The sequence below is a fragment of the Moritella sp. genome (assembly GCF_013215705.1).
GTDB lineage: Bacteria > Pseudomonadota > Gammaproteobacteria > Enterobacterales > Moritellaceae > Moritella.
Genome location: NZ_JABSQR010000029.1, coordinates 21,738 through 45,703 on the forward strand (window position 1 = coordinate 21,738; position 23,966 = coordinate 45,703).

The following is a 23,966-nucleotide window of genomic DNA, read 5'->3' on the forward strand; positions in this document are numbered from 1 at the left end:
TGAAAATAGAAGTAAAAACATAATGAGATCTATATTTTTACTTCTAATATTGGATTATGCGCTAGTTTGATTAAATTCAAGATACATTACAGCAGCTTCTACACGCGAACTTGCTTCTAGTTTCTTTAATAAACTCTTAACGTGAACCTTTACTGTACCTTCAGATATATGTAGGTTACTGGCAACATGCTTGTTGCTATAGCCTTTTGAAATTTCGAGTAAAATTTGGTTTTCACGTTTAGTTAGCTTAGCCAGTTTCTCTTCAAAGTTATTATCTTCATGCAGGCAATCTAAATAGCCTATCAAGCTTTCAGAAAGTGCTTGTTGTCCAGATAATACATCTTGTAGTTGCTCTAGTAGCAGATCAGGTTCTGAATCTTTTAATAAATAACCATCTGCGCCCGCATTGATTAATTTAATCACGTCTTGTTTGTTATCAGAAACCGTTAAAATAACAACGCGAGAGCTTAATTCTTCTGCGCGAAGTGCTTTTAAGGTATCTAAGCCTGACATTCCTTTCATGTTCAAATCGAGTAATACAAGATCAGGTTCATGTTGTTTGGCAAGAGTGATCGCTTCCACGCCATCGCTGGCTTCACCAATTACATTAAATTTTTCTTCTAATGTAAGCAGTTGAACGATTCCTTTACGCATTAGTGGATGGTCATCAACAACTAAAATTGTGTAACTTTTGTCAAGCATGTTTGTTTTCCCTATCGAAGGTAAGTAATACCGAGGTGCCTTTTATTATATTGTTTTTAATTTCTAGCTTAGCACCCAGTTTTGAAGCGCGTTCATCCATTATCGTTAAGCCATAATGGTTGGATTTAGTTGGATCAGCAGGTATGCCGTCACCATCGTCCGAAATAGATACTTCAATAGTACCATTTTTATTCGTGCCACAGTCAATCATTATTTCGTTTGAATTCGCATGTTTGATGGAATTTAGTACAGCTTCTCTAATTATTTGTAATATATGTATGTGTTGGTTGGGTTTAAATAAATGTTCTTCTAATTTGTAGCTTAGATGAATTTTGGATTTTGTGCGTTGACGTAGTTGTGCGAGCATGATTGAAATGGCTTCTGAAAGGTTCGCATCATCAAGTGTCAAACGGAATGTATTTAATAATTCTCTCAGTTGTGTATAAGATACTTTTAGGTTGACATCGATTTCTTCCACTATTTCATTCGTGGTTGGCGTGACATCTTGATTTTTTAAATGCCGCTTCAATAAGGCAACTTGTATTTTTAAGTACGAGAGGGCTTGTGCGAGTGAGTCGTGTAACTCACGGGCAATAACGGCGCGTTCTTCCATCAATAATGAACGTTGTGCTTCTAAATTACTTTGAGAACGATGCTGTGCTCGCGAAATAATACGGCAATAACTGCGTAAGTGTTCTTGATCATTTGCTTCACGTTTTAGCACGGTTAACGTACCAAAGGATTGTTCTTCGAGTTCTAATTTTAAATCAATTGTGGGCTCACCGTTATCGGCACCCGCATTGAGGTAAATAGTCTCTACTTCTGAGCCCGTTAGTATAAGTTTATAAAAACTAAGGCCATTAAGCTCTGAGACACTCTGCAATGTTTGCTCGAGCATGTCTGCATTGAGATGAGTGACATGTAATTTTTGAGATGTTGTATATAAAAAATTAATTTTATCTTTTGCTTCTTTCAACTGCTTTGTTTTAGCATCGACCTGTTGTTCTAGCGTACTGTATAGTTGGTTTAAATCATTAGCCATATGCGAAATATTACTCGCTAAAGATCCTATTTCATTCTCATAAAAAAAATCAAACGAGACATCAAACTCACCTTTCCTAATACGATTAGATGCAGCAAATATTTGTTGTAATGGTTTTAATACCTGCACTTGCATCAAGCGAATTGTAATAATGCAGACCGCAAAAATTAGACCGATACCCAGTCCTTTAATAAGGGTGATAATTTTAACTTTATATTCAGAGTGGTTTTGTAGATTTTGGACAAAATTATCAATTTTTGATACAAATTCATCAACATACAGTAAAAATCGCTCAGGATTATCACTATGGAGAATGTCTGATTGTTTTTGCCATTGGGTCTCTACTATCATGAACTCTTGTTTTAATTTAGATGAGATATCCCAATTATCGACAATATTGTTCTTAATATGTGCAAGTGATTGATTGAAAGTATCAATATGGCCCTGACGCATGAGTTCAGAGTCACCACGGGACAAATTATAAGCAATTTGATAGCTTTGCATTCTTAATGCACCCGCTTTATTGATCGATGATGCATCTGAAAGGCTGAGTGATAACGCCACTAAGGAAATAAAAGTTAGCATTGAGGCCAGCGCTAATATACTAAACATACCACGGCCGATTAAAATGATAATAGACTGATGGGAAGGGATTATATTTTTTATCATAGAGTTTTTTCTATTTGATTAACTAAGCCGTGAATAGGTCTATAATTTACAGGGCAATTTAATTTCGATCAATGATTTATCATTTTCTACTACAATTACTTTACCTATGCCTTTAAGTTTACTAAAAAATAGTTTAAGTTTAGCGACCATAAAAATTAATATTAATCAAACTCCGATCCTTAACGATCTAAATTTATAAAATTAAATATGATCTTAAGGACTCATAGCATTTGAAATTTGCTATAAGGGTTTAATCAGAAATGATTAGGCCTCCCGTATTTGGAAAGGTGTTTATGCAACTTCAAGATCAGTTTTCGCGTAAATTTTATTATTTACGCTTATCAATTACAGACGTCTGTAATTTCAAATGTAACTACTGCCTACCGGATGGTTATAAAGCCGAAGGTAAACCTGAATTTCTAGAGCGTAATGAATTACGACGTATCGTGACAGGGTTTGCTGAAATGGGTACTGAAAAGGTCCGTATTACTGGTGGTGAACCCTCGTTAAGAAAAGACTTCACGGATATAATATCGGATATCGCCGCGATCCCCAAAATTAATAAAGTGGCCACGACAACAAATGGTTTTAACCTCGAAAAATATGCTCAACAATGGCGTGATGCGGGGTTAGACGCATTAAATGTCAGTATTGATAGTTTAGACCCTCGCATGTTCCGTCAAATTACCGGTAAAAATATGTTCCATAAAGTAATGGCGGGTCTTGATGCCGCTTTTACTGCCGGGTTTGAAACCGTAAAAGTCAATACGGTGCTAATGCGTAATTTAAATGATATTGAGCTTGGTGATTTTTTGAATTGGATCAAAACGAGACCAATTCAATTACGCTTTATTGAATTAATGCAAACGGGTGATAATCAGGCATTGTTTGATAAACACCACGTATCTGGTGTCAGTATTCGTGACAAATTAAAGCGACAAGGCTGGGTTGGTAAAGTAAGAGGCAAGGCGGACGGCCCCGCACAAGTATTCGTACATCCTGATTATGTTGGCGAAATTGGCTTGATTATGCCATACGAGAAAGACTTCTGTGCAACTTGCAACCGCTTACGCGTGTCGACTAAAGGCCGGTTACATTTATGCCTGTTTGGTGAAGAGGGTGTTGAATTACGAGACTTACTACAAGAAGACAGTCAACAACCCGCACTGATTGCGCGTGTTTTTGAACATATGTCAGATAAGAAGTCGACTCATTTTCTACAGCAAGGTATTACTGCAAGTACCCCTCATTTAGCGTCTATTGGCGGCTAAAATCCGAATATATACAAAGTTATCCTTTCTTTAAATCTCTTTTTAATTTTTCAAATATAGCGTAATACAAGCTTACGCTATATTTAACCCCCATAATAAAGGCGAATATTACAACTGTTAGCTATAATTTTAAGCATTTCTCGACTTAAGTTGTCTTAAGTTGACTTAAGTTGACTTAAGTTGTCTTAAATTCGGCTGTAATTATTGATCTAAATTAAGTTTTGTTCATATTACCCATTAGTGAGTATGTTGAGCTGTCGCTATTTGTATCATCATGAATCCAATATCTTTATAAACTGATGTGCGCCTTCATTTTTTCACATTAGCAAAGTTATTTTCATAAGGTAGTTTTGATGAGTATTAACCTAGCACGACGTGCGTTATTTCGTCGTAAAGAACAAGACAATGTTGTACGTCTACCTTGGTTAAAAGCAGACTTAGACTTTACAGATAAATGTACACGCTGTGGTGATTGTACTGCCGCTTGCCCAGAGCAAATTATAATAGTGGGGGACGGTGGATTCCCTGAGATTGATTTTAGCGTATCTGAATGCAGTTTTTGTAAAGAATGTGTAAATCACTGTAAAGAAGATTTATTTGATTTAGCCCAAACACAAGCATGGCCAAATAAAGCAATCATTTCAAATAGCTGCTTAAATATTGGGTCTGTATATTGCAGAAGTTGTGCGGAATCATGCGAATTCGAAGCTTTAGCATTTAATTTTACGACTACAACGTTTGTGAGTCCTGATGTTGTATTAGATGATTGTAACGGTTGTGGTGCGTGTGTATCGAGTTGCCCTGTAAATGCAATTACGGTGAGTGCTAACCGTTAAATCGAGTTATTAAGAATATGTTTTATAATAATTATAAGGTCATAAAATGGCAGAACAAGAAGTTCATATATCGAGTTTAATTATTCACGTAAAACCAGAATTTTTGGAAATCGTGAAAAATAAAATCGCAGCGATCCCAGACGCTGAAATTTACGGTGATAGTGAAGAGGGAAAAATTATCACTGTATTAGAAACCACTAATCAGAAATTTGTTACCGATATTATTGATAAAATCAATAATTTCGAACATGTCTTAAGTACTTCTCTTGTTTTTCATCAAATTGAAACTATTGATCCATCATGTGAGGATGATCTATGAAATTAACCAGACGTGCATTTGTTAAGGCAAATGCTGCAGTCGCTGCGGCTTCAATTGCTGGCGTTACTCTTCCTACTAGCGCAACAAATTTGATTGCAAGTAGTGATGAAACAAAAATCAAATGGGACAAAGCCCCATGCCGTTTCTGCGGTACCGGTTGTTCTGTATTAGTCGGTACCCAAGGCGGTCGAGTTGTTGCGACTCAGGGTGATCCTGAAGCGCCGGTAAACAAAGGCCTTAACTGTGTTAAAGGTTATTTCTTATCTAAAATCATGTACGGTAAAGATCGTTTAACAACGCCGCTACTTCGTATGAGAGATGGTAAATTCGCTAAAGATGGTGAATTTGCACCAATTTCATGGGATCAAGCGTTTGATATCATGGCAGAGAAGTGGAAAGCATCGTTAAAAGCAAATGGCCCTGAATCTGTTGGTATGTTCGGTTCAGGCCAATGGACCGTAATGGAAGGCTACGCAGCGGTTAAATTAATGAAAGCTGGCTTCCGTTCAAATAACATTGATCCAAATGCGCGTCACTGTATGGCTTCTGCGGTAGGCGGTTTCATGCGTACCTTTGGTATTGATGAGCCGATGGGTTGTTATGATGACTTCGAAAATGCAGACTCGTTTGTACTTTGGGGTTCAAACATGGCTGAAATGCATCCTATTCTTTGGACGCGTATTACAGACCATCGTTTAAGCAATCAGCATGTTAAAGTAAATGTATTATCTACTTATAAGCATCGTTCTTTTGAGCTTGCTGATATGGGAATTATTTTCCATCCTCAATCTGATTTAGCAATGGCTAACTTCATTGCTAACTACATTATCCAAAATGATGCAGTAAACTGGGATTTTGTTAACAAGCATACTCACTTTAAACGTACTGCAACTGATATCGGTTATGGCTTACGTGACGAACATCCAATGCAGGCAAAAGCGAAGAATCCTAACTCGGGTAAATTGTCGGCAATGACATTTGACGAGTACAAAGCGTCTGTTGCTGAATACACTGTTGAAAAAACGTCTGAAATTTCAGGTGTACCGGCTGAAAAACTGATTGCGCTAGCGAAGCAATATGCCGATCCAAACATCAAAGTAATGTCTTTATGGACAATGGGTATGAATCAACATACTCGCGGTGTATGGATGAACAGCCTTGTTTACAACATCCATTTACTTGTTGGTAAAATATCACAACCGGGTAATGGTCCATTCTCGTTAACGGGTCAACCATCGGCGTGTGGTACAGCACGTGAGGTGGGTGTATTTTCACACCGTCTGCCAGCCGATCTTGTGGTTAAAAATCCTAAGCATCGTGCTATTGCAGAGAAAATTTGGAAACTTCCCGAAGGTACTATTCCTGCGAAACCTGGGTTACATGCCGTTGCACAAGGCCGTGCACTTAAGGATGGTACGTTAAATGCGTATTGGACTATGTGTAATAACAACATGCAAGCTGCACCTAATATGATGGAAGAAGGGTTACCGGGTTACCGTAATCCAGCTAACTTCATTATTTGTTCTGACCCGTACCCAACAGTAACAGCGCAAGCATCAGATCTTATTTTACCAACGGCAATGTGGGTAGAAAAAGAAGGTGCTTATGGTAATGCTGAACGTCGTACGCAAGCTTGGTATCAACAAGTTAAATCGATTGAAGGCGCTAAGTCGGATCTGTGGCAGTTAATGGAATTCTCTAAACGTTTCAAAATTGAAGAAGTTTGGGGTGAAGATCTATTAGCTAAGATGCCAGAGCATCGTGGCAAGACGATGTACGATGTATTGTACAAAAATGGTAACGTTGATGCATTTCCACTTAGCGAAGCGCAAGAACTAAATGACGATGCACAAGATCAAGGCTTCTATGTGCAAAAAGGCCTATTTGAAGAGTATGCAAGCTTTGGTCGCGGTCATGGCCATGATTTAGCCCCTTATGATGTTTATCATACTGTACGTGGTTTACGTTGGCCTGTGGTTAATGGTGTTGAAACAAAATGGCGTTTTGCTGAAGGCAGTGATCCGTATGTAGGTAAAGGTAAAGGTTTTGAGTTCTATGGTAAACCTGATGGTAAAGCGAATATTATTTTTGCACCCTATGAAGCGCCACCTGAAATGCCGAATGAAGAATATGATATGTGGTTATGTACTGGTCGTGTTCTAGAGCATTGGCATTCAGGTTCGATGACAGCGCGTGTTCCAGAACTTTACCGTGCAATGCCGGATGCGCTTTGTTACATCCATCCTGATGATGCGAAAAAACGTAATGTTCGTCGTGGTGATGAAGTTCTGATTGAATCTGTTCGTGGTGAAGTACGTTGTCGTGTGGAAACGCGTGGCCGTAACCGTCCACCGGTAGGCTTAGTATTTGTTCCTTGGTTTGATGCGCGAGTATTAATCAACAAGGTATGTCTAGATGCTACCGATCCGTTATCAAAACAAACGGATTATAAAAAATGTGCGGTCAAAATTACCAAAGTGTAACGATCAACAGCATATTTTAGCTAACCATTTTGCCAGCACGTTATGCTGGCAAATAACAGATTTATTTGCCAATTGGCGGAGAACATAATATGAGAAAATTATTGGCTGTGCTGCTAACTGCGGGGATTTTATTCTCTGTATCGGCACAAAGCACCGAAACGACGAAAATTGAAAATGTAAACAACGGTGGTGTTGCATCACTGCGTGGTATTACTGAGTTAGATATCACACGTAAAGCGGATGAGTTAAAACGTGTGATCAAAGATCGTAGTCCCATCGATCGCGATTACGTATATCAACCGCCACTTATTCCGCATCAAACACGCCATTATGAAGTGTCTTTAAATGCGAACAAATGTCTGTCATGTCACAGCTGGAAATACGCGGGTGAAATGGGTGCGACTAAGATCAGTGTCACGCACTATCAATCACGTGAAGGCGAAGTATTATCAGACGTCTCACCACGTCGTTACTTCTGCTTGCAGTGCCATGTGACACAAGCAGACGCATCACCGTTAATCGACAATGATTTTAAACGTGTAGATTCATTGCGTTGATTTATCTCAAATGAAAGGTGAGGCGATAAAATGAAACTAATTTTAAAATTTTGGCGTACATTAACGACACCAAGTAAAGCGGCGGTTGGGACTGTCTTAGCGATGGGCTTTATCGGTGGTATTATTTTTTGGGGTGCGTTTAACATGGGTATGGAGGCGACAAATACAGAAGAATTTTGTTCTGCTTGTCACGCGCCTATTGTTAAAGAATTAAGAGAAACAATCCACTACTCGAATCGTTCGGGTGTTCGTGCAATCTGTTCTGATTGTCACGTACCACATAACTGGACGGATAAAATTGTACGTAAAGTACAAGCGAGTAAGGAAATTGCAGCATTCTTAATGGGGACGATTTCAACTCAAGAAAAATTTGAGGCTCGCCGTAAGCATCTGGCGTTACGTGAATGGCAACGTATGAAAGAAAATGATTCACAAGAATGTCGTAATTGTCATAACTTTGAGTACATGGATTTCTCTGAGCAAGGCCCGCGTAGTAGAAAGCAACACTCTACAGCATTGGCGAGTGGCGAAAAAACATGTGTAGATTGCCATAAAGGTATTGCCCATCAACTACCAGATATGTCTGACGTACCTGGTTGGTAGATAGAAAAAGGAAACACGATTATGAGTACGTTAGAATACGTTATTTGGCATATCCTAGGTTACACGGCAATACCGGTTATTTTACTCGCTGGTTTTCTTGGCGTAGCAGGGTTTTCGGTATGGGCATTGTCTTTTACTGCGGATAAAAATAAATAATCGCTACGTAAACTAAATAAGTAATGTTAAGGCCGTATTTATATAAATACGGCCTTTTTTGTTCTCCAGTGTAGCCTTGAGGTAGACCTCATATCCCTGTATTATAACCCCTACAAGATCCCGTTTATTATTGATAAAATAAGCATTGAATGAAAAATAAAAATGTATCGATTGGTTTAACCAATCCTAAAAGTCCTACTAATGTTGGCGCGGTCATGCGCGCTGCTGGCTGTTATCAAGCGGATGCGGTTTATTATACCGGCGTAAGATACGATCGTGCTTCAGCCTTTCAAACCGACACCCAGAATATCGCGGCTAAAACACCATTAACGGGTGTTGATAACTGGCTTGATAGTATTCCAGAATCAACCAATATTGTTTGTGTTGAATTAGCGGAAGGCGCAATTCCGTTACCCGCGTTTGAGCATCCTGATAATGTTATCTATATCTTTGGTCCTGAAGACGGCACCATAGATCAAAAAGTAATTGATCGTGCATCTGCGGTTGTTTATGTGCCTACCGTTGGCTGTATGAACCTTGCAGCAACTGTGAATGTACTTTTATACGATCGTCTTGCCAAATCTGCAGATACCATCGCCAATGATGCATTGATTCGAGACAGTCGCGACAATAACAACAAAGTAAAAGTAAAAGTGACTGTAAATAGTAAATAACAAATAGTAACGACGTGTGATGGTCATTTTCAGCGTTGAGCTTGTTTAATTATGCTGCTGCTAACACTTACGTTATTTACTAGCTGATCAAGATCAACGACCGATGAACTCAATGTCTTATAATTGTTTAATTAACATGACTGAATTGAAAAGGAAAAATAATGAGCCATGCTGAATCAGGGTTTAAAGCCGCAAAGCTTGCTGTATTAACCGTATCCGATACCCGTAATGAAGACACAGATACTTCAGGGCGCTTTCTTGCTGAAGCTCTTGTTGCTGACGGTCATATTTTAATAGATAAAAAGATCGTCATTGATGATAAATATAAGATCCGTGCGATTGTATCTCAATGGATTGCTGATGAAGATATTCAAGGTGTACTAATTACCGGTGGCACTGGCTTTACTGCACGGGATACAACGCCTGAAGCGGTACAACCATTATTTGATAAAGCGATCGAAGGCTTTGGTGAATTATTCCGTGCTGTTTCATATGATGAGATCGGAACCTCGACAATTCAAAGCCGCGCAGTGGGTGGCTTTGCCAATAAAACGGTTATTTTTTGTATGCCGGGTTCAACGGGTGCATGTAAAACGGGCTGGAATAAGATCTTACGTGAGCAGTTAAATAGTTCTCATCATCCATGCAATTTTATGCCACATATTTAAGTAATAGGAATTCTAATGTCTCAACAATTTACTCATGTAAATGCTTCTGGTGAAGCAAATATGGTTGATGTTACTGAAAAAGAAGTAACGCAACGTGAAGCAAGAGCGGAAGCTATTGTGCGTATGTCGGCAGAAACACTCGCGCTAATCATGTCGGGCGACCACCATAAAGGTGACGTATTTGCGACTGCTCGTATTGCAGGCATCCAAGCCGCGAAAAAAACGTCTGATATTATTCCGCTTTGTCATCCGCTTATGCTGACTAAAGTGACGGTTGAATTAACGCCGGAGCCAGAAAACAACCTTGTACGCATCGAAACGTGTTGCAAGCTTTCGGGTAAAACTGGCGTTGAAATGGAAGCGTTAACAGCCGCATCCGTTGCTGCATTAACGATTTATGATATGTGTAAAGCGGTTCAAAAAGATATTATTATTGATGGTATTAAGCTACTTGAGAAGACGGGTGGCAAGTCAGGCCATTTTAAAGTTTAGATTACACAGGGTATTGTAATGATTAAAGTATTATTTTTTGCACAAATTAGAGAATTGGTTGAATGCGCGGAATTAGACGTGACGGGCCAATTTGAATCAGTGAATGCATTACGTGCAGTACTCGCTGCTAAAGGCGATAAGTGGGCGCTGGCGCTTGATTCTGATAAATTGCTGGTGGCTATTGACCAAGAAATCTGTAGTTTAGACTCGCCGCTTAACGACGGTGTCGAGGTGGCATTTTTCCCACCCGTTACTGGAGGTTAAATGAATACAGATACTATTCAAATTCAAACTGAAGATTTTGATTTAGCGACTGAATATGCGGCGTTAGGTAAAAGCCACAGTACTGGTGCAGTCGTTACTTTTATCGGTAAGGTTCGTGATTTCAACCAGGGTGATAGCGTATCAGGTTTAACGCTTGAGCATTATCCAGGCATGACTGAAAAGTCACTGGCTAAGATTTTGATTGAAGCAGAAACACGTTGGTCAATTCAAGGTGTTAAAGTGATCCACCGTATTGGTGAGTTAGCGTTAGGTGACCAGATTGTGTTCGTTGGTGTGGCCAGTATGCACCGTGGTGATGCTTTTCAAGCATGCGAATTCATTATGGACTATTTAAAGACCCAAGCACCATTCTGGAAAAAAGAAGCAACTGAAAACGGCTCTCATTGGGTCGATGCCCGAGAAACGGATACGACAGCAGCCGACCGTTGGAAGTAATTGCTGAATAGCTGCAATGTTCCTGCAGACACTGTTTTTGTAAATAATGTTTTGTAAATAATAAAAAAGGCCCTATTAAAAAAACCAAATGAGGTTATTTAATAGGGCCTACTATCTTTACGTAATAATAGCTAAGCTAGCTTTTATTTTTGTTTTGGCGCCAAAACATTACCTTTACGGTGTAACTTAGCACTTGTTTTACGATGTTTACCTTTGCTTGCTTTTTTCGTTGGCGCCGTTGTTTTTGGCTTGTGTTCAATGTTTTCTTCACCAACAGCTTTGTTACGACGAGGTTGACGACGCTCATGCGCAGCGCGGCCACTGATATCAGCAATCAGACGATCACGGTTACTTACTTCATAACCTTTTACTACTTGACGTTCAATCTTATAACCGATCATCGCTTCGATGTCAGCCAGACCATGTTCTTCTTCACGACATACAAATGATACTGCATTACCCGTTTCTCCCGCGCGGCCTGTACGACCGATACGGTGAATATAATCTTCAGCTAAGAAAGGTAAATCATAGTTAACTACATACTTAAGACCTTGAACATCAAGACCACGTGCAGCCACATCTGTTGCAACAAGTGCGCGGATTTTACCTTCTTTAAATTCAGTTAATGCACGACGACGTGCGCCTTGACCTTTATCACCGTGACAAACGTCAGCTTTAATACCATCAAGTTTTAATTCCTTAACGATGTTATTAGCTGCTTCTTTGGTGTTAACAAAAACTAATACTTGTTTCCAGTTTTTAGTACCGATTAACTCAGAAAGTAATTCTTGTTTACGGCGCTGCTCAACAGGGTGAATAACGTGTTTAATGGTTGACGCTGTCGAGTTTTCTTTTGACGCTGAAACAATCACTGGGCTAGTCAGTAATTCATTTGCTAGGTGCTTCATTTGTTGAGATAACGTTGCCGAGAAAAGCATTGTTTGGAAATCATTCGATATAGATTCTAAGATCTTACGAATATCGGTGATGAAACCCATATCTAGCATACGATCGGCTTCGTCTAGTACTAAGTGTTCAACGTTAGCAAGGTTGGTATGGTTAAGTTGTAGGTGTTCTAATAAACGGCCAGGTGTAGCGACTAAAATATCAACACCTTGTTTAAGCTGTTTAGTTTGCGTTTCCATTTTAACGCCACCGTATACGCTCACTACGTTAAGTTCCATGAATTGGCTATACGCTTGAATGTTATCTGTTACTTGTGCTGCTAGCTCACGTGTCGGTACTAAGATTAGTGCGCGTACGCTGCCTGAGTGGATGTCTTTTGGCGTATCTGCGATTTGTTGCAAGATAGGTAAAGCAAACGCGGCTGTTTTACCAGTACCGGTTTGTGCGTTCGCTAGAATATCTTTACCGCGACCAGCTGCTGGAATAGCTTGCTGTTGTACAGGCGTCATTTGGTCATAATTACAAGCATCTAGCGCGCGTAAAATTTCGGGAGTAAAACTATATGATGAAAATTTCATTGGATATCCTAGCAACTGGGCAATATGCCTCATTAAGGCGGCATATTATACAGTAATAAATAACTTAGGTGAATGTATCATTTACGTTAACGGATAAATAAATCAGACTTAATTTATTAAGTTGCTTAGTATTTAAACATGCTTGAGCTTGGATAGCACTGACGATATGTTATAATCTTCCGCTTATATTAGCATCCTAGGTTTTATAATGAGCAATGAGCAAACGTTTAAACTAGTCGCAATTGAAGGCAATATCGGTGTCGGTAAATCAACATTGCTCCCTTTGTTGGCTAAAGAATTAACAGAACATGATAATGCTGACTGGCAATTAATTTTAGAAGACGTGGATTCAGATCCAGAGTTTAAACGATTGTTACAAGCGTTTACGGTAGACTCGACACGTCGCATTGAATTTCAACGCTACATTACCAATAAAAGAGCGGATATCTGTAAAGATTTAGATCCTGCGTTTAATTATATTATTGAACGTTCATTATTCTCTGACCTAGTGTTCTGCCAAGCGAATCTAGCAGAAGCTTGCCGCCCTGATGGCAAAGATCTTGATTATTATTACGATATCCAAACTAAACTAGTCGATTACCCGCGTGTATCGGCTGTTGTATATCTACGTTGTGACACTGAAACGGCTTATACACGTATGCTTTCACGCGCTCGTGATGCGGAGCAAGGTACACCACGTGAATATCTGCAATTAATTTCTGATTGTCATGACACATTTTTACCGCACATTTGCCGTAAATATGACACCGTGCTACTGACTGAAGATTGGACTGAGTTTGGTTGCCCAACAACCTTAGCTAAGCGCATTATTAGCGAAGGCCTTTAGTTAATATACCCAAACTACTTCATAAGCTATATCAGAGCTTTGCTGATTGCACTGCTCGACGTAGCGTGGGTGTATACAATGGTGTAGTAAATACCACGCCATTGTTTTTTTCTACTAATTAGACTAATCTGTTACTTTCCATTTTCCTTTACATTGGAAGTACGATTCTATATTTGAACTGTGCTAAGTTAAGGCCTGAGTTAGTGAAATTATCAGCTCCATTCACATTTATTCTATTGTTATATTCTTCAGTTTTTTCTCTTTCTGCGTTTGCTGTCTCAAGTGTTGATTTCGAAATTAAAGGTGTCTCCGGTGCTATCGAAGATAACGTCAATTCTTATTTGTCGACAATATCTACACCGAAAGGTAATAACTACAGTTATTTTGAATCTAAAGTCCGAAAAAATATCATTGAATCTCTTCAAGTATTCGGTTTTTATCATTCAGAAACGACGGTTAACCTGACGCTAGATGATGATGAACTCATTGCATTTATCGACATCAAACTTGGTGACAGAATTAAACTTGCAAAGATTAATATTCGGATCAACGGTGAAGCGGGTAATGATCCTGCTTTTTCAGAACTGCTTAGTACTGTGCCGCTTAAGTCCGGTGATTATTTATCGCATCAAGATTATGACCAATTTAAAGCTGGAATTACAAAATTAGCATTAGCACGGGGTTACTTTGACGGTAAGTGGGTGCAAAGTGAAGTGCGGGTTAGTATTAAGAAGAATAGTGCGGATGTAGATCTTATTTTCGACAGTAAGCAGCGATATGTATTTGGTGATTCGGTGTTATCTAATCAAACCAAGTCTGAGACTGTCGTCACTGAATTAGCAACCTTTCAGTTAGGGCAAGCCTATGAGTCGCATTTAGTTGCCGAGTATAGTTTAGCATTGTTCAACAGTCGTTATTTCCACTCGGCCTCTGTCGTGCCTGACATTAACGCCAGGAAAGACGGTAAAGTCCCAATCGTGATCACTGTGATTAACCATCCCAGTAATACTTATGAGCTTGGTGTTGGTTATTTGAGTGATGTCGGTTTCAGAGGGACGTTAGGCTGGAAGAAACCTTGGATCAACAATCGCGGTGACAGTGTTTCTGCAGAATTTGAGTATTCGACAGTACAGCAAGAATTTACCTTTAACTATGATATTCCCATTGAAGATCCAATCACTAACATCGCTAAAATTCAATTTGGTTATCAACGTAAAGACAATGAAGATACCGAAAGTAAACTGTTTACGTTACAGTTACAGCGTCAATTTGAACTAGAATCAAAATGGTTACGTACTTGGTTTGTCAAATTTGAACAAGAAGATTTTACTCAAGCGAGTCAAGTTGGTAGTAGCATTATGGTGTTACCAGGTGTTAGTTTTGCACGAACAAAACAACGCGGTGGTGTCGATCCGTATTGGGGTAATCAACAACTTTTTAGTTTTGAAGTGGCTAGTCGTTATTGGGGCGCTGACATTAACATGGCTAAAGTACAAAGCAGAACGAAGTATTTACGCTCTCTTGATCGAACCCACTTTTTTACTACGCGACTTGATCTTGGTGCTATCTATGTCGATGAAATTGAAAGTGTGCCTGCTTCAATGCGTTTTTTTGCTGGTGGTAGCCAGAGTATCCGTGGTTATCAATATGAAACGGTTACGCCTGTTGATGCGACAGATGCCTATATCGGTGGTCGATATCTAACTGCGGGTTCGTTTGAGTACGGTTATCAGTTTGCTGAGAAATGGCGAATTGGCCTTTTTGTGGATGCAGGTACTTCAACCAATGACTTTTCTGAACCGGTTAGTATTGGTGTGGGTACAGGTATTCGTTGGATGACACCGATCGGCCCTGTTAAAGTTGACTTTGCGGTGCCGGTTAATTCTGATACGGATACTAAGTATACTTTTCACTTGTATATTGGACCTGAATTGTAATGCGTTTTCTTCAAATCACGTTTGTCTTACTGATTTTCATGCTGGCCAGCATTACCGCGTTGCTTGGTAGCCATGCTGGTAACCAATACCTTGTTGAGAAACTAAATAACGCAGGGTTACCACTGCATCTTGAACTTGATAGCGGCACTGTATTTAATCAAGCGCGCTGGACAAAAATAGATTGGCAAGGCGATTTACTTCAACTCTCAATTATTGATTTAGATTACGATATTGATTTATCTTGTTTATTCGGTGGTGAGCTTTGTGTCAATTCGCTTAATGCTGCTACCGTCAGCTATTCGATGGCCCTTACAAAAGAACGTAACGTACTTTTAGGCATAGATTTAGGTGATGCCTTAACACGTATTGCTGAACTTGATGATCAAATTAGCAATAATGACTGGCAGCTAGACATCCCTATTTTTATTCGTGTTGCCAACATTGATATTCATCATATCAATGTTGTTATCGCCAATACCAAAATAACCGCCGATCGGCTTGAAGGAGCGGTGAATTTATCAGGACGAGATATCTCGGTTACCCAAGTTAAAACGACAAATGTATTTGTTCAAGTGCTGACGGCTGAACAAAGCAACGCGCTAGCAAGCACTAAACAAGCTATCGCTCGCGTTGAAAATAATAAACACTTAGATACTGTGTCAGCACTATTAAATGAATTTGAGCTTTATCAGGTATCAATTCCATTACGTGTCGATGTGCATGACGCTAAATTGATGCAATCTAAACTTCAGATTAACGACTTATTTCTTGATTTTAATGCAATCGATTTAATCGGATTTATTGATGCCGGAGAGGTGAACATTGAAAAACTTGTCGTTGATATGCCCCAGGCTGATACCAGCATAAAAGGAAGTATTGTATTACAGCAAGGTTATCCTTTGTATGTAAATGCCCGCACGACATTCAAACAGCCAGCATTATTAAATCACCTTGTTATTGACGTAAAAGCGGGCGGTAACCTTGATAAAATCAACTTGGCGATTAAGACCTCCGGACTGTTCAATACCCACATAGATGCCTCATTATCGCCATTACAGCCTGCTTTACCATTTACGATCCAGGCTAATTGGCAGCATTTAGGCTGGCCATTATTGTCACCTGCTTATATAGAGGCAAAAGACGGTTCGTTATCATTACAAGGCGATTTAGATGACTATAATATCGTTTTTTCCGGATCCCTAGACATTGATAATGCACCGTTGATTAATCTAGATGCAGAGGGGAAGGGCAGTTTACAAGGGTTATTGTTTTCTACCATAAACGCTCAGACTTTGGGCGGGACTGTCGTTGCATCAGCACAACTAGATTGGGTTGATGGTATTAAGGTTAGCAGTGACATAGCAACGAAAGGCGTACAGTTAGATAAATACTGGCCAGAAGTGAAACTCAGGCCCAATGGTGATGCGAAAATCGATTTTAAACTCGAATCAGATAATGATTGGCGTGTAGATATACATGATATTAATGTTGCTGCGGATATGGCTGGTTATCCATTAACGTTACAAGGGAAACTCACGTTAAATCAAGATCTTTATTGGCATTTGAATGGTTTTGCTCTTTCCCATGGTGACGATTCTATTCGACTCGACGGTATCATCAATGAGCAATTTAAGTTAGGCGGCGAAGTCGAGGTAAAATCATTAGCCCCCTATCTTGCTGGAAGTAAAGGCAGTGCGTTTGGTTATTTTACTGTTATTGGTCATAAATCCAAACCTTGGCTAAATTTCGATTTGTTCGCAGATCATCTGGCATTGGAAAATAATAAATTATCACGCGCAGATCTAAATGGTCGAATCAGTTTGACGGAACGTCCAGAGGGCGTGATCGCACTGTCGGGCGAAGAATTGAACATTGGTGAACAGCTGATTAGTAAGGTCGCAGTCGAATACAAAGCCGGCAATGGTAGTAATAGTATTAGTTTAAATATTGAAAATGAAAAAAACAACGCGGAATTGAAGGTCGCTGGTTCTTGGCTGGGTGAGGTTTGGCGAGGCAAAGTGACGAAAGGACGTATTAACTCTGAATACGGAAATTGGATAGTTGATCCTAATGTCGAACTTTCGTTCTCTGATAAAAACTATTACCTTTCTGTTGAACAACATTGTTGGAATGAAAAACAAGCAAAATTATGTTTAGGTTTTGACGGTAAATTTGAAGATGCGGATAAGTTTGAGTTTCAATTACATGACTATGATATTAATAAACTGGGTTTAGAAACCGCCAATAACCTTGAAATTGAAGGTTTACTGAATATTGTTAGTCAAGTGACTTGGGGTAAAGGACAACCGTTACAGCTAAATTCGGAAGTGAGTATCACTGATGGCTCGGCACTTATTTATAATGAAGAAGAAAGTAGTACCGCAAATTTTGACACCCTAACAATGCAGGTTCGGTTAGACGAGTTTAGTGTAAGCGTAACAACTAATATTCAATCCCGTGAGCTGGGTGGGATGACAAGTGATATTCGTATCGATGATCTCTTTGATAGCCGAGAATTGAGTGGTGATATAAATATCACTGACATTGACCTCGCATTTATTGAACCGTTGATTTATCAGGTCGATGTACTTAATGGTGTTGTCTCCGGTGCCTGTATCGTTGGTGGTACATTAGATAAGCCTGAGGTTATTGGTCAGTTTAATGTCAATAATGGCTATTTAGCGGGGGACGAATTACCTGTTACGTTGGAAAATTTTCAATTCAGTATCGAGTCCAGTGGGGAAAGAGCCAGTATTACAGGTAGCGCTAATTCAGGTAAGGGCTTGGCAATGATCACGGGTAGCCTTGCGTGGGGGGACGAATTCAACTACCGAATGTTGTTACACGGTGACAATTTCGAATTTGACGATAATAAGGGCTTAAAGCTTCATTTTAGCCCTGAAATTATAGTTGAAGGTGATGATAAAGGGGCGAAAGTAACGGGCGATATTGTCATAACTTATGCGCTAATTAAAGTTGAAAAATTACCGCAAAATGCGATCCAAGTTTCTAATGATGTCATTATTATTGATTCAGATGATTTTACTGTAAAACAAACTTACCCACTTGATGTTCAAGTGAACATCAAGCTGTTAGATAACGTTAAAATTGATTCTTTTGGTTTAGAATCTAATGTTACCGGAGCAATAAGCATTGTGCTTGATGAAGATGGCAATTTGTTTTCTGATGGTATGTTGCAGTTTGAAAACGGTCGTTATCGTTCGTTTGGACAAGACCTCTATATTCGTAAAGGTCAGGTTGTTTTCTCTGGCTCGGTTGAAAACCCATATATTAATGTTGAAGCAATACGTAATACAGAGCTAACCGCAGATAATGTGATTGTTGGTATTCGCTTAATTGGACCAGTAAAAAAACCTGTTTTTACGATATTTTCAGAACCGGAAATGCAGCAGACCAGAATGATTTCGTATTTATTGCGTGGTCGCGATATAAACTCGGAAGACGAAACCAGTCAGGATGTTGTTATTACCACAATGCTCATAGGCTCCAGTCTAGGCCAAGGTAAAGACGTTATCGGTTTCTTAGGTGATACATTAGGTGTTAAAGACTTTACTATTGATACGCGAGGACAGGGTGACGATACTCGGGTTGAAGTAAGTGGTTATGTATTACCTGGTGTTCAGATCCGCTACGGCATTGGTTTATTTTCGGACTTAAGTGAAGTTGTTGTACGGTACGAGATTATACCAAAGCTGTATATAGAGTTAGTGACAGGTGTCGATAGTGCCGTCGATTTATATTACAAGTTTAGTCGTTAATATGAATGATCAAAAGACAGGTAAAATAAAAGCAGCTAAGCTGCTTTGTATCACGGTAGAAGACCTGTTATTTTATTTCGCTTGTCTCATGCGCTGAAATGGAAATAGCGTGAGAGCCTTTTGGTCCTTCATCTATTTCATAATCCACGAGTTGCCCTGCTTTTAATGTGCGGTATCCATCCATTTGTATGATAGAAAAATGCGCGAACACATCATCACCACCAGATTCAGGACAAATGAAGCCGAATCCTTTCGCGTTATTGAACCATTTAACCGTACCGGTTGCCATACTTCTGCATCCTTTCTGTAATTGCAAATTGTTTGATTACTGAATTGTCTTTCCCCCTATTGATCAGAAGGGTGATAGATGTATATAACGATTAACATAATAGGTTGCTAGAATGTTAACATTATAATGCATCTTGTTAATAAATTTAGTTTATTCGCAACTATAGTCAAGTTAATATTCCTAATAATGGTTAAAATGGGGTAAACTTAGTCGAAAGGTTGAAAGTTATTAGCCCAAATCTCTGATAGGTACTAAGATAGAATTATGAGTAAGTTAGATGAACTGATTGATTTCAAAACAAGTATAGAAAGTGAACTAGAACTCAAACCACCTTCGTTTTACAAAGTGTTTTTGAATAATGATGACTATACTCCAATGGATTTCGTTGTAGATGTACTACAAAGGTTTTTTTCTATGGATATAGATAAGGCTAACCAGATCATGTTAACTGTTCATTATCGGGGCAGGGGTGTTTGTGGTGTATTTACGGCTGAGATAGCCGAGACAAAAGTATCACAGGTGATGCAATATGCGAAAGATAACGAACAGTCCTTATTATGTACCATGGAACAAGCGTAATGATAGTAATATTACGCAACACGTAGTTATAGGGAGATGCCTATGTTAAGCAAAGATCTTGAAATCACGCTAAATGAAGCGTTTAAAACTGCACGTGAAAATCGCCATGAGTTTATGACGGTCGAACACTTACTCGTTTCACTCTTAAGTAACAAATCGGCCTGCGAAGCAATCAAAGGCTGCTCTGGTGATATCGATGCTATTCGTGATGAACTACTGCTTTTTTTAGAACAGACAACACCTATTTTACCTGAGTCAGACGAAGACAGAGAAACACAACCGACGCTTGGTTTTCAGCGAGTATTACAACGTGCTGTGTTTCATGTGCAATCTTCAGGGAATAATGAAGTAACAGGTGCCAATGTGCTTGTCGCTATTTTCAGTGAACAAGAATCACAAGCTGCTTATATTTTGAAAAAGTCAGGCATGAGCCGTCTTGACGTGATTAATTTTATTTCACATGGTATTCGTAAAAACGACGAAGAACCAGGGATTGAAGATAATCAGGATGCATCAGAACAAGCGCTCAATGATAGTGACGATCAATCGACAAAACTTGAAAATTTCTCAGCGAATTTGAATAAATTGGTTGTTGAAGGGCGCATTGATCCATTAATTGGACGCGATGAAGAACTCACTCGTACGATTCAAATCTTATGTCGCCGTCGTAAAAACAACCCATTGTTAGTGGGTGAGGCTGGGGTAGGTAAAACAGCAATAGCTGAAGGTCTCGCATATCGTATTGTGAATAAAGAAGTGCCTGATATAATGAAAAATACTCAGGTATTTTCTCTTGACCTAGGTGCACTGCTTGCCGGTACCAAATATCGTGGTGACTTTGAAAAACGTTTTAAATCATTATTGAAACAGTTACAAAAACATGATGATGCTATTTTGTTCATTGATGAAATTCATACCATCATTGGTGCTGGTGCCGCATCTGGTGGACAACTTGATGCCGCTAACTTACTAAAGCCACTACTCAGTAATGGTTCATTACGTTGTATCGGTTCGACGACCTATTCTGAATATAGCCAGATTTTTGAAAAAGATAGTGCATTGGCGCGACGTTTCCAAAAAGTAGACATAGTGGAACCCTCTATTGATGATACGGTGAAGATCCTGCAAGGGTTGAAATCACGTTACGAAGAGCATCATGATGTACGCTATACCGCGAAAGCACTACGTGCTGCCACCGAATTATCTGCGAAGTATATTAACGAACGTCAACTGCCTGATAAAGCAATTGATGTAATGGATGAAGCCGGGGCGAAACAGCGTTTATTACCAGAGAATAAACGTAAGAAAACAATTGGTATCGGTGAAATTGAGTCTATTGTTGCAAAAATGGCTCGAATTCCTGAAAAATCAGTGTCATCAAACGATCGTGATGTGCTTAAAAACTTAGAACGTAACCTGAAGATGGTTGTGTTTGGTCAAGATCCTGCGATTGAAGTGCTCACTGATGCGATCCGTTTATCTCGTTCTGGTCTTGGTGCAGAGACTAAACCAATTGGTTCATTCTTATTTGCAGGTCCAACGGGTGTCGGTAAAACAGAGGTGACTCAACGCTTAGCTAAAATAATGGGTGTTGAGCTAATTCGTTTTGATATGTCTGAGTATATGGAACGTCATACTGTATCTCGTCTGATTGGTGCGCCTCCTGGCTATGTAGGTTATGATCAAGGTGGTTTATTAACGGATGCGGTTATCAAACAGCCACATGCAGTTGTGCTTTTAGATGAAATCGAAAAAGCGCATCCAGATGTGTTTAACTTGTTATTACAAGTCATGGATAACGGTACGCTAACGGATAATAATGGCCGTAAAGCGGACTTCCGTAATATTATACTGGTGATGACGACGAATGCGGGTGCAGCTGAAACCGTTCGCCAGTCAATCGGTTTTAAAGAGCAAGATAATAATAGTGATGCTCTTGGTGAGGTGAATAAAATATTCGCGCCTGAATTCCGTAACCGTCTTGATAATATTATTTGGTTTAATCACTTAAATATGGATGTTATTCATATGGTTGTGGATAAATTCTTAGTTGAGTTAGAAGCCCAACTTGATGACAAGCAAGTGACATTGAACGTATCAAACGATGCGCGTAAATGGTTAGCGAATAAAGGTTATGATAAAACCATGGGTGCAAGACCAATGGCGCGTGTTATTCAAGACAAAATTAAGCGCAACCTTGCTAATGAAATCTTGTTTGGCAAACTATCAAATGGTGGTGCGGTTGATATTCAATTGAAAGGTGATGAGTTAGCTTTTACATTTACGAATGCCAAGGTAACTGCAACAGAAACATAATACGTTGAATGCTGTATAAGCTTGTTTTTTTTCGAATTAGTGTTATTTTGTAACTATGCTTGACTTAAAGAGGGAATGCAATATGGATATTTCCGCATTAACTAGAGTCGAAATTAGTATCCCTGATGGGATTAATTTTGATTCACTAGAACTAGAACTGGATGATGACGGCAGTGTTTCCTTTGATATTGAAACATTGGAAGCGGTGGCATTAGAAAGTGGTATTGACGTAGCTTTATTAGATGAAGGTTATGTGTTACAAGTTTTACTGATTAGTTTTTATCAATGGCATCGAGTTCATGACGGTGACTTGAACCCTGTTATGGAAGATATTATCGAACAAGCTAACGACTTATCTGCTTACTCTGATGACGAGTTGATTATGATCTTAGGTTCTGCTGAAATGGATAAACAAGCTAACGTTGCCATTTTGCAAATTGTTCATTAATTCATAATTAAGCATTCAAATTACAGTGACGTAGAACAAAAAATGGAAGCCAATTGGCTTCCATTTTTATTATCATCAGTGTTAGTATTATCGGCGTTGATAGATAGGACTAAAACTATTTATAGCGTGTATTATTCACTGTCTTTAACTTGTAAACCAACGTTACCCGTCTTAACGATATCAATGATACCTTTCTTGAATAATTGGCCTACTGCGCTTTTGAATGTTTTTTTACTTACACCAAATAAACGCGCGATTGTTTCAGGGTCAGTTTTATCTGTCACTGGCATGAAACCACCATGTTTATTTAGTTCTGACAATAACACTTGGCTAAAGTCTGATACTTTACCGTGACCGGGTTCATTCAGTAAGATATCAATTTTACCGTCTTCACGTACTTTTTGAATGTACGCTTTTTGTTTTTCGCCACGGTTTAATTTCTTAAACATTTCATTTTTGTATACAACACCCCAATGGCTGTTATTTACAATGACTTTATAACCAAGATCAGTTGGATCAACAGGTGTAATTTCAACTTGTTCATGTATTTTGTATCGTGCTGGCGTATTGTCAACATGGCGATCTAGTTTTGTTGTTGCTGTAATACGACCATGAATACGATCTAAGTAAATAGCGACAAGATATTCGCGACCCACTTGTAATGGGGTGCGTTGTTCACTGTATGGTACTAACAGATCTTTGTCTAAGCCCCAATCAAGGAATGCACCCACATTGTTTACTTGTTTTACTTTTAGCATGACGAACTCGCCAACTGCACCCAGTACTTTTTGCGTTGTTGCAATGATACGGTCTTCTGAATCAAGGTAGATAAATACCTCAAGCTCATCACCGATATCTATATCCAATGGTGAGTTTGTAAAAGGTAACAGTATTTCACCTAATACACCGCCGTCCAGGTAGAAACCCGATCCAGTTTCTTTGATAATTTCTAAGGTATTTAACTTACCTAATTCTGCCATAGTGCTTTGCTCTGTCTTGAAATAATGAGGGTAATTATAGATCACCCAATAATGCGGGCAATGTACCACGAAGCGTGAAAAAAAACCAATATTTGCGGATGAATTAGTATTAATT

General features: G+C 39.1%; 23 protein-coding genes and 1 riboswitch. Of the genes, 18 read left to right on the plus strand and 5 right to left on the minus strand.

Annotated features, from left to right (window positions below):
* Positions 1-54 precede the first annotated feature (54 nt).
* Both narL and narQ read right to left on the minus strand, forming a co-directional pair.
* Positions 55-702: a two-component system response regulator NarL gene (gene narL / locus HRT96_RS17355; RefSeq protein ID WP_293159237.1), complete on the minus strand. Its 648-nt coding sequence runs from the start codon at positions 700-702 to the stop codon at positions 55-57.
* Positions 695-2,413, minus strand: a complete 1,719-nt coding sequence (narQ, locus tag HRT96_RS17360; protein ID WP_293159239.1) for a nitrate/nitrite two-component system sensor histidine kinase NarQ — start codon at positions 2,411-2,413, stop codon at positions 695-697. Before narQ ends, narL begins: the two co-directional genes overlap by 8 nt.
* A 158-nt stretch (positions 2,414-2,571) precedes the next feature.
* Positions 2,572-2,719: riboswitch (molybdenum cofactor riboswitch) on the plus strand.
* Here narQ and moaA point away from each other — a divergent pair.
* The 12 genes from moaA (at position 2,707) to moaE (ending at position 11,192) form a co-directional block, all read left to right on the plus strand.
* The gene (gene moaA, locus HRT96_RS17365; RefSeq protein WP_366051692.1) at positions 2,707-3,684 is read left to right on the plus strand and encodes a GTP 3',8-cyclase MoaA; all 978 of its coding nucleotides are present in this window, start codon (positions 2,707-2,709) and stop codon (positions 3,682-3,684) included. Its footprint overlaps the riboswitch before it by 13 nt.
* A 353-nt stretch (positions 3,685-4,037) precedes the next feature.
* Entirely contained in the window at positions 4,038-4,520 is a 483-nt protein-coding gene (napF, locus tag HRT96_RS17370; protein ID WP_293159243.1) for a ferredoxin-type protein NapF, read from the plus strand.
* A gap of 46 nt (positions 4,521-4,566) precedes the next feature.
* A complete protein-coding gene (locus HRT96_RS17375) occupies positions 4,567-4,839 on the plus strand; it encodes a chaperone NapD (RefSeq protein ID WP_006031963.1) in 273 nt (90 codons plus the stop codon).
* Positions 4,836-7,322 (plus strand): periplasmic nitrate reductase subunit alpha, encoded by a 2,487-nt coding sequence (napA, locus tag HRT96_RS17380; RefSeq protein WP_293159247.1) that lies wholly within the window; start codon positions 4,836-4,838, stop codon positions 7,320-7,322. The genes HRT96_RS17375 and napA overlap by 4 nt, the downstream gene beginning before the upstream one ends.
* Before the next feature lie 89 nt (positions 7,323-7,411).
* Complete coding sequence (locus tag HRT96_RS17385) at positions 7,412-7,879, plus strand: nitrate reductase cytochrome c-type subunit (RefSeq protein WP_293159249.1); 468 nt, start codon at positions 7,412-7,414, stop codon at positions 7,877-7,879.
* Positions 7,880-7,909: 30 nt separating this feature from the next.
* Positions 7,910-8,482 carry a NapC/NirT family cytochrome c gene (locus HRT96_RS17390; RefSeq protein WP_293159251.1) on the plus strand — a complete coding sequence of 191 codons (573 nt, stop codon included), beginning with the start codon at positions 7,910-7,912 and terminating at the stop codon, positions 8,480-8,482.
* 21 nt (positions 8,483-8,503) lie between these two features.
* A complete protein-coding gene (locus HRT96_RS17395) occupies positions 8,504-8,638 on the plus strand; it encodes a TIGR02808 family protein (RefSeq protein ID WP_293159253.1) in 135 nt (44 codons plus the stop codon).
* Between the two features lie 149 nt (positions 8,639-8,787).
* Positions 8,788-9,312 (plus strand): RNA methyltransferase, encoded by a 525-nt coding sequence (locus HRT96_RS17400; protein ID WP_293159255.1) that lies wholly within the window; start codon positions 8,788-8,790, stop codon positions 9,310-9,312.
* Positions 9,313-9,473: 161 nt separating this feature from the next.
* Complete coding sequence (gene moaB / locus HRT96_RS17405) at positions 9,474-9,980, plus strand: molybdenum cofactor biosynthesis protein B (protein ID WP_293159257.1); 507 nt, start codon at positions 9,474-9,476, stop codon at positions 9,978-9,980.
* A 15-nt stretch (positions 9,981-9,995) separates the two neighbouring features.
* Positions 9,996-10,472 carry a cyclic pyranopterin monophosphate synthase MoaC gene (gene moaC, locus HRT96_RS17410; protein ID WP_293159259.1) on the plus strand — a complete coding sequence of 159 codons (477 nt, stop codon included), beginning with the start codon at positions 9,996-9,998 and terminating at the stop codon, positions 10,470-10,472.
* A gap of 18 nt (positions 10,473-10,490) precedes the next feature.
* Positions 10,491-10,736 (plus strand): molybdopterin synthase sulfur carrier subunit, encoded by a 246-nt coding sequence (gene moaD / locus HRT96_RS17415; protein ID WP_293159261.1) that lies wholly within the window; start codon positions 10,491-10,493, stop codon positions 10,734-10,736.
* The gene (gene moaE, locus HRT96_RS17420; RefSeq protein WP_293159263.1) at positions 10,737-11,192 is read left to right on the plus strand and encodes a molybdopterin synthase catalytic subunit MoaE; all 456 of its coding nucleotides are present in this window, start codon (positions 10,737-10,739) and stop codon (positions 11,190-11,192) included.
* 143 nt (positions 11,193-11,335) lie between these two features.
* Here the strand turns inward: moaE and HRT96_RS17425 are convergent, their stop codons facing one another.
* The gene (locus HRT96_RS17425; protein WP_293159265.1) at positions 11,336-12,676 is read right to left on the minus strand and encodes a DEAD/DEAH box helicase; all 1,341 of its coding nucleotides are present in this window, start codon (positions 12,674-12,676) and stop codon (positions 11,336-11,338) included.
* A gap of 208 nt (positions 12,677-12,884) precedes the next feature.
* Here HRT96_RS17425 and HRT96_RS17430 point away from each other — a divergent pair, with 208 nt between their 5' ends.
* The 3 genes from HRT96_RS17430 (at position 12,885) to HRT96_RS17440 (ending at position 19,239) form a co-directional block, all read left to right on the plus strand.
* A complete protein-coding gene (locus tag HRT96_RS17430) occupies positions 12,885-13,523 on the plus strand; it encodes a deoxynucleoside kinase (protein ID WP_293159267.1) in 639 nt (212 codons plus the stop codon).
* Positions 13,524-13,726: 203 nt separating this feature from the next.
* Positions 13,727-15,460 carry an autotransporter assembly complex family protein gene (locus HRT96_RS17435; protein WP_293159269.1) on the plus strand — a complete coding sequence of 578 codons (1,734 nt, stop codon included), beginning with the start codon at positions 13,727-13,729 and terminating at the stop codon, positions 15,458-15,460.
* The gene (locus tag HRT96_RS17440) at positions 15,460-19,239 is read left to right on the plus strand and encodes a translocation/assembly module TamB domain-containing protein (protein ID WP_293159271.1); all 3,780 of its coding nucleotides are present in this window, start codon (positions 15,460-15,462) and stop codon (positions 19,237-19,239) included. The genes HRT96_RS17435 and HRT96_RS17440 overlap by 1 nt, the downstream gene beginning before the upstream one ends.
* A 67-nt stretch (positions 19,240-19,306) precedes the next feature.
* Here the strand turns inward: HRT96_RS17440 and cspD are convergent, their stop codons facing one another.
* Positions 19,307-19,528 (minus strand): cold shock domain-containing protein CspD, encoded by a 222-nt coding sequence (gene cspD, locus HRT96_RS17445; protein ID WP_198435395.1) that lies wholly within the window; start codon positions 19,526-19,528, stop codon positions 19,307-19,309.
* 264 nt (positions 19,529-19,792) lie between these two features.
* Between cspD and clpS the strand changes: the two genes are divergently transcribed.
* From clpS to HRT96_RS17460, 3 genes are all read left to right on the plus strand, one after another.
* Entirely contained in the window at positions 19,793-20,107 is a 315-nt protein-coding gene (gene clpS, locus HRT96_RS17450) for an ATP-dependent Clp protease adapter ClpS (RefSeq protein WP_293138647.1), read from the plus strand.
* A 42-nt stretch (positions 20,108-20,149) separates the two neighbouring features.
* Positions 20,150-22,423 carry an ATP-dependent Clp protease ATP-binding subunit ClpA gene (gene clpA / locus HRT96_RS17455; RefSeq protein WP_293159273.1) on the plus strand — a complete coding sequence of 758 codons (2,274 nt, stop codon included), beginning with the start codon at positions 20,150-20,152 and terminating at the stop codon, positions 22,421-22,423.
* Between the two features lie 82 nt (positions 22,424-22,505).
* Positions 22,506-22,871, plus strand: a complete 366-nt coding sequence (locus tag HRT96_RS17460) for a hypothetical protein (RefSeq protein WP_006031941.1) — start codon at positions 22,506-22,508, stop codon at positions 22,869-22,871.
* Between the two features lie 131 nt (positions 22,872-23,002).
* Here the strand turns inward: HRT96_RS17460 and HRT96_RS17465 are convergent, their stop codons facing one another.
* On the minus strand, positions 23,003-23,851 hold the full coding sequence (locus tag HRT96_RS17465; RefSeq protein WP_006031940.1) for a S1-like domain-containing RNA-binding protein: 849 nt from the start codon (positions 23,849-23,851) through the stop codon (positions 23,003-23,005).
* Positions 23,852-23,966: the final 115 nt, after the last annotated feature.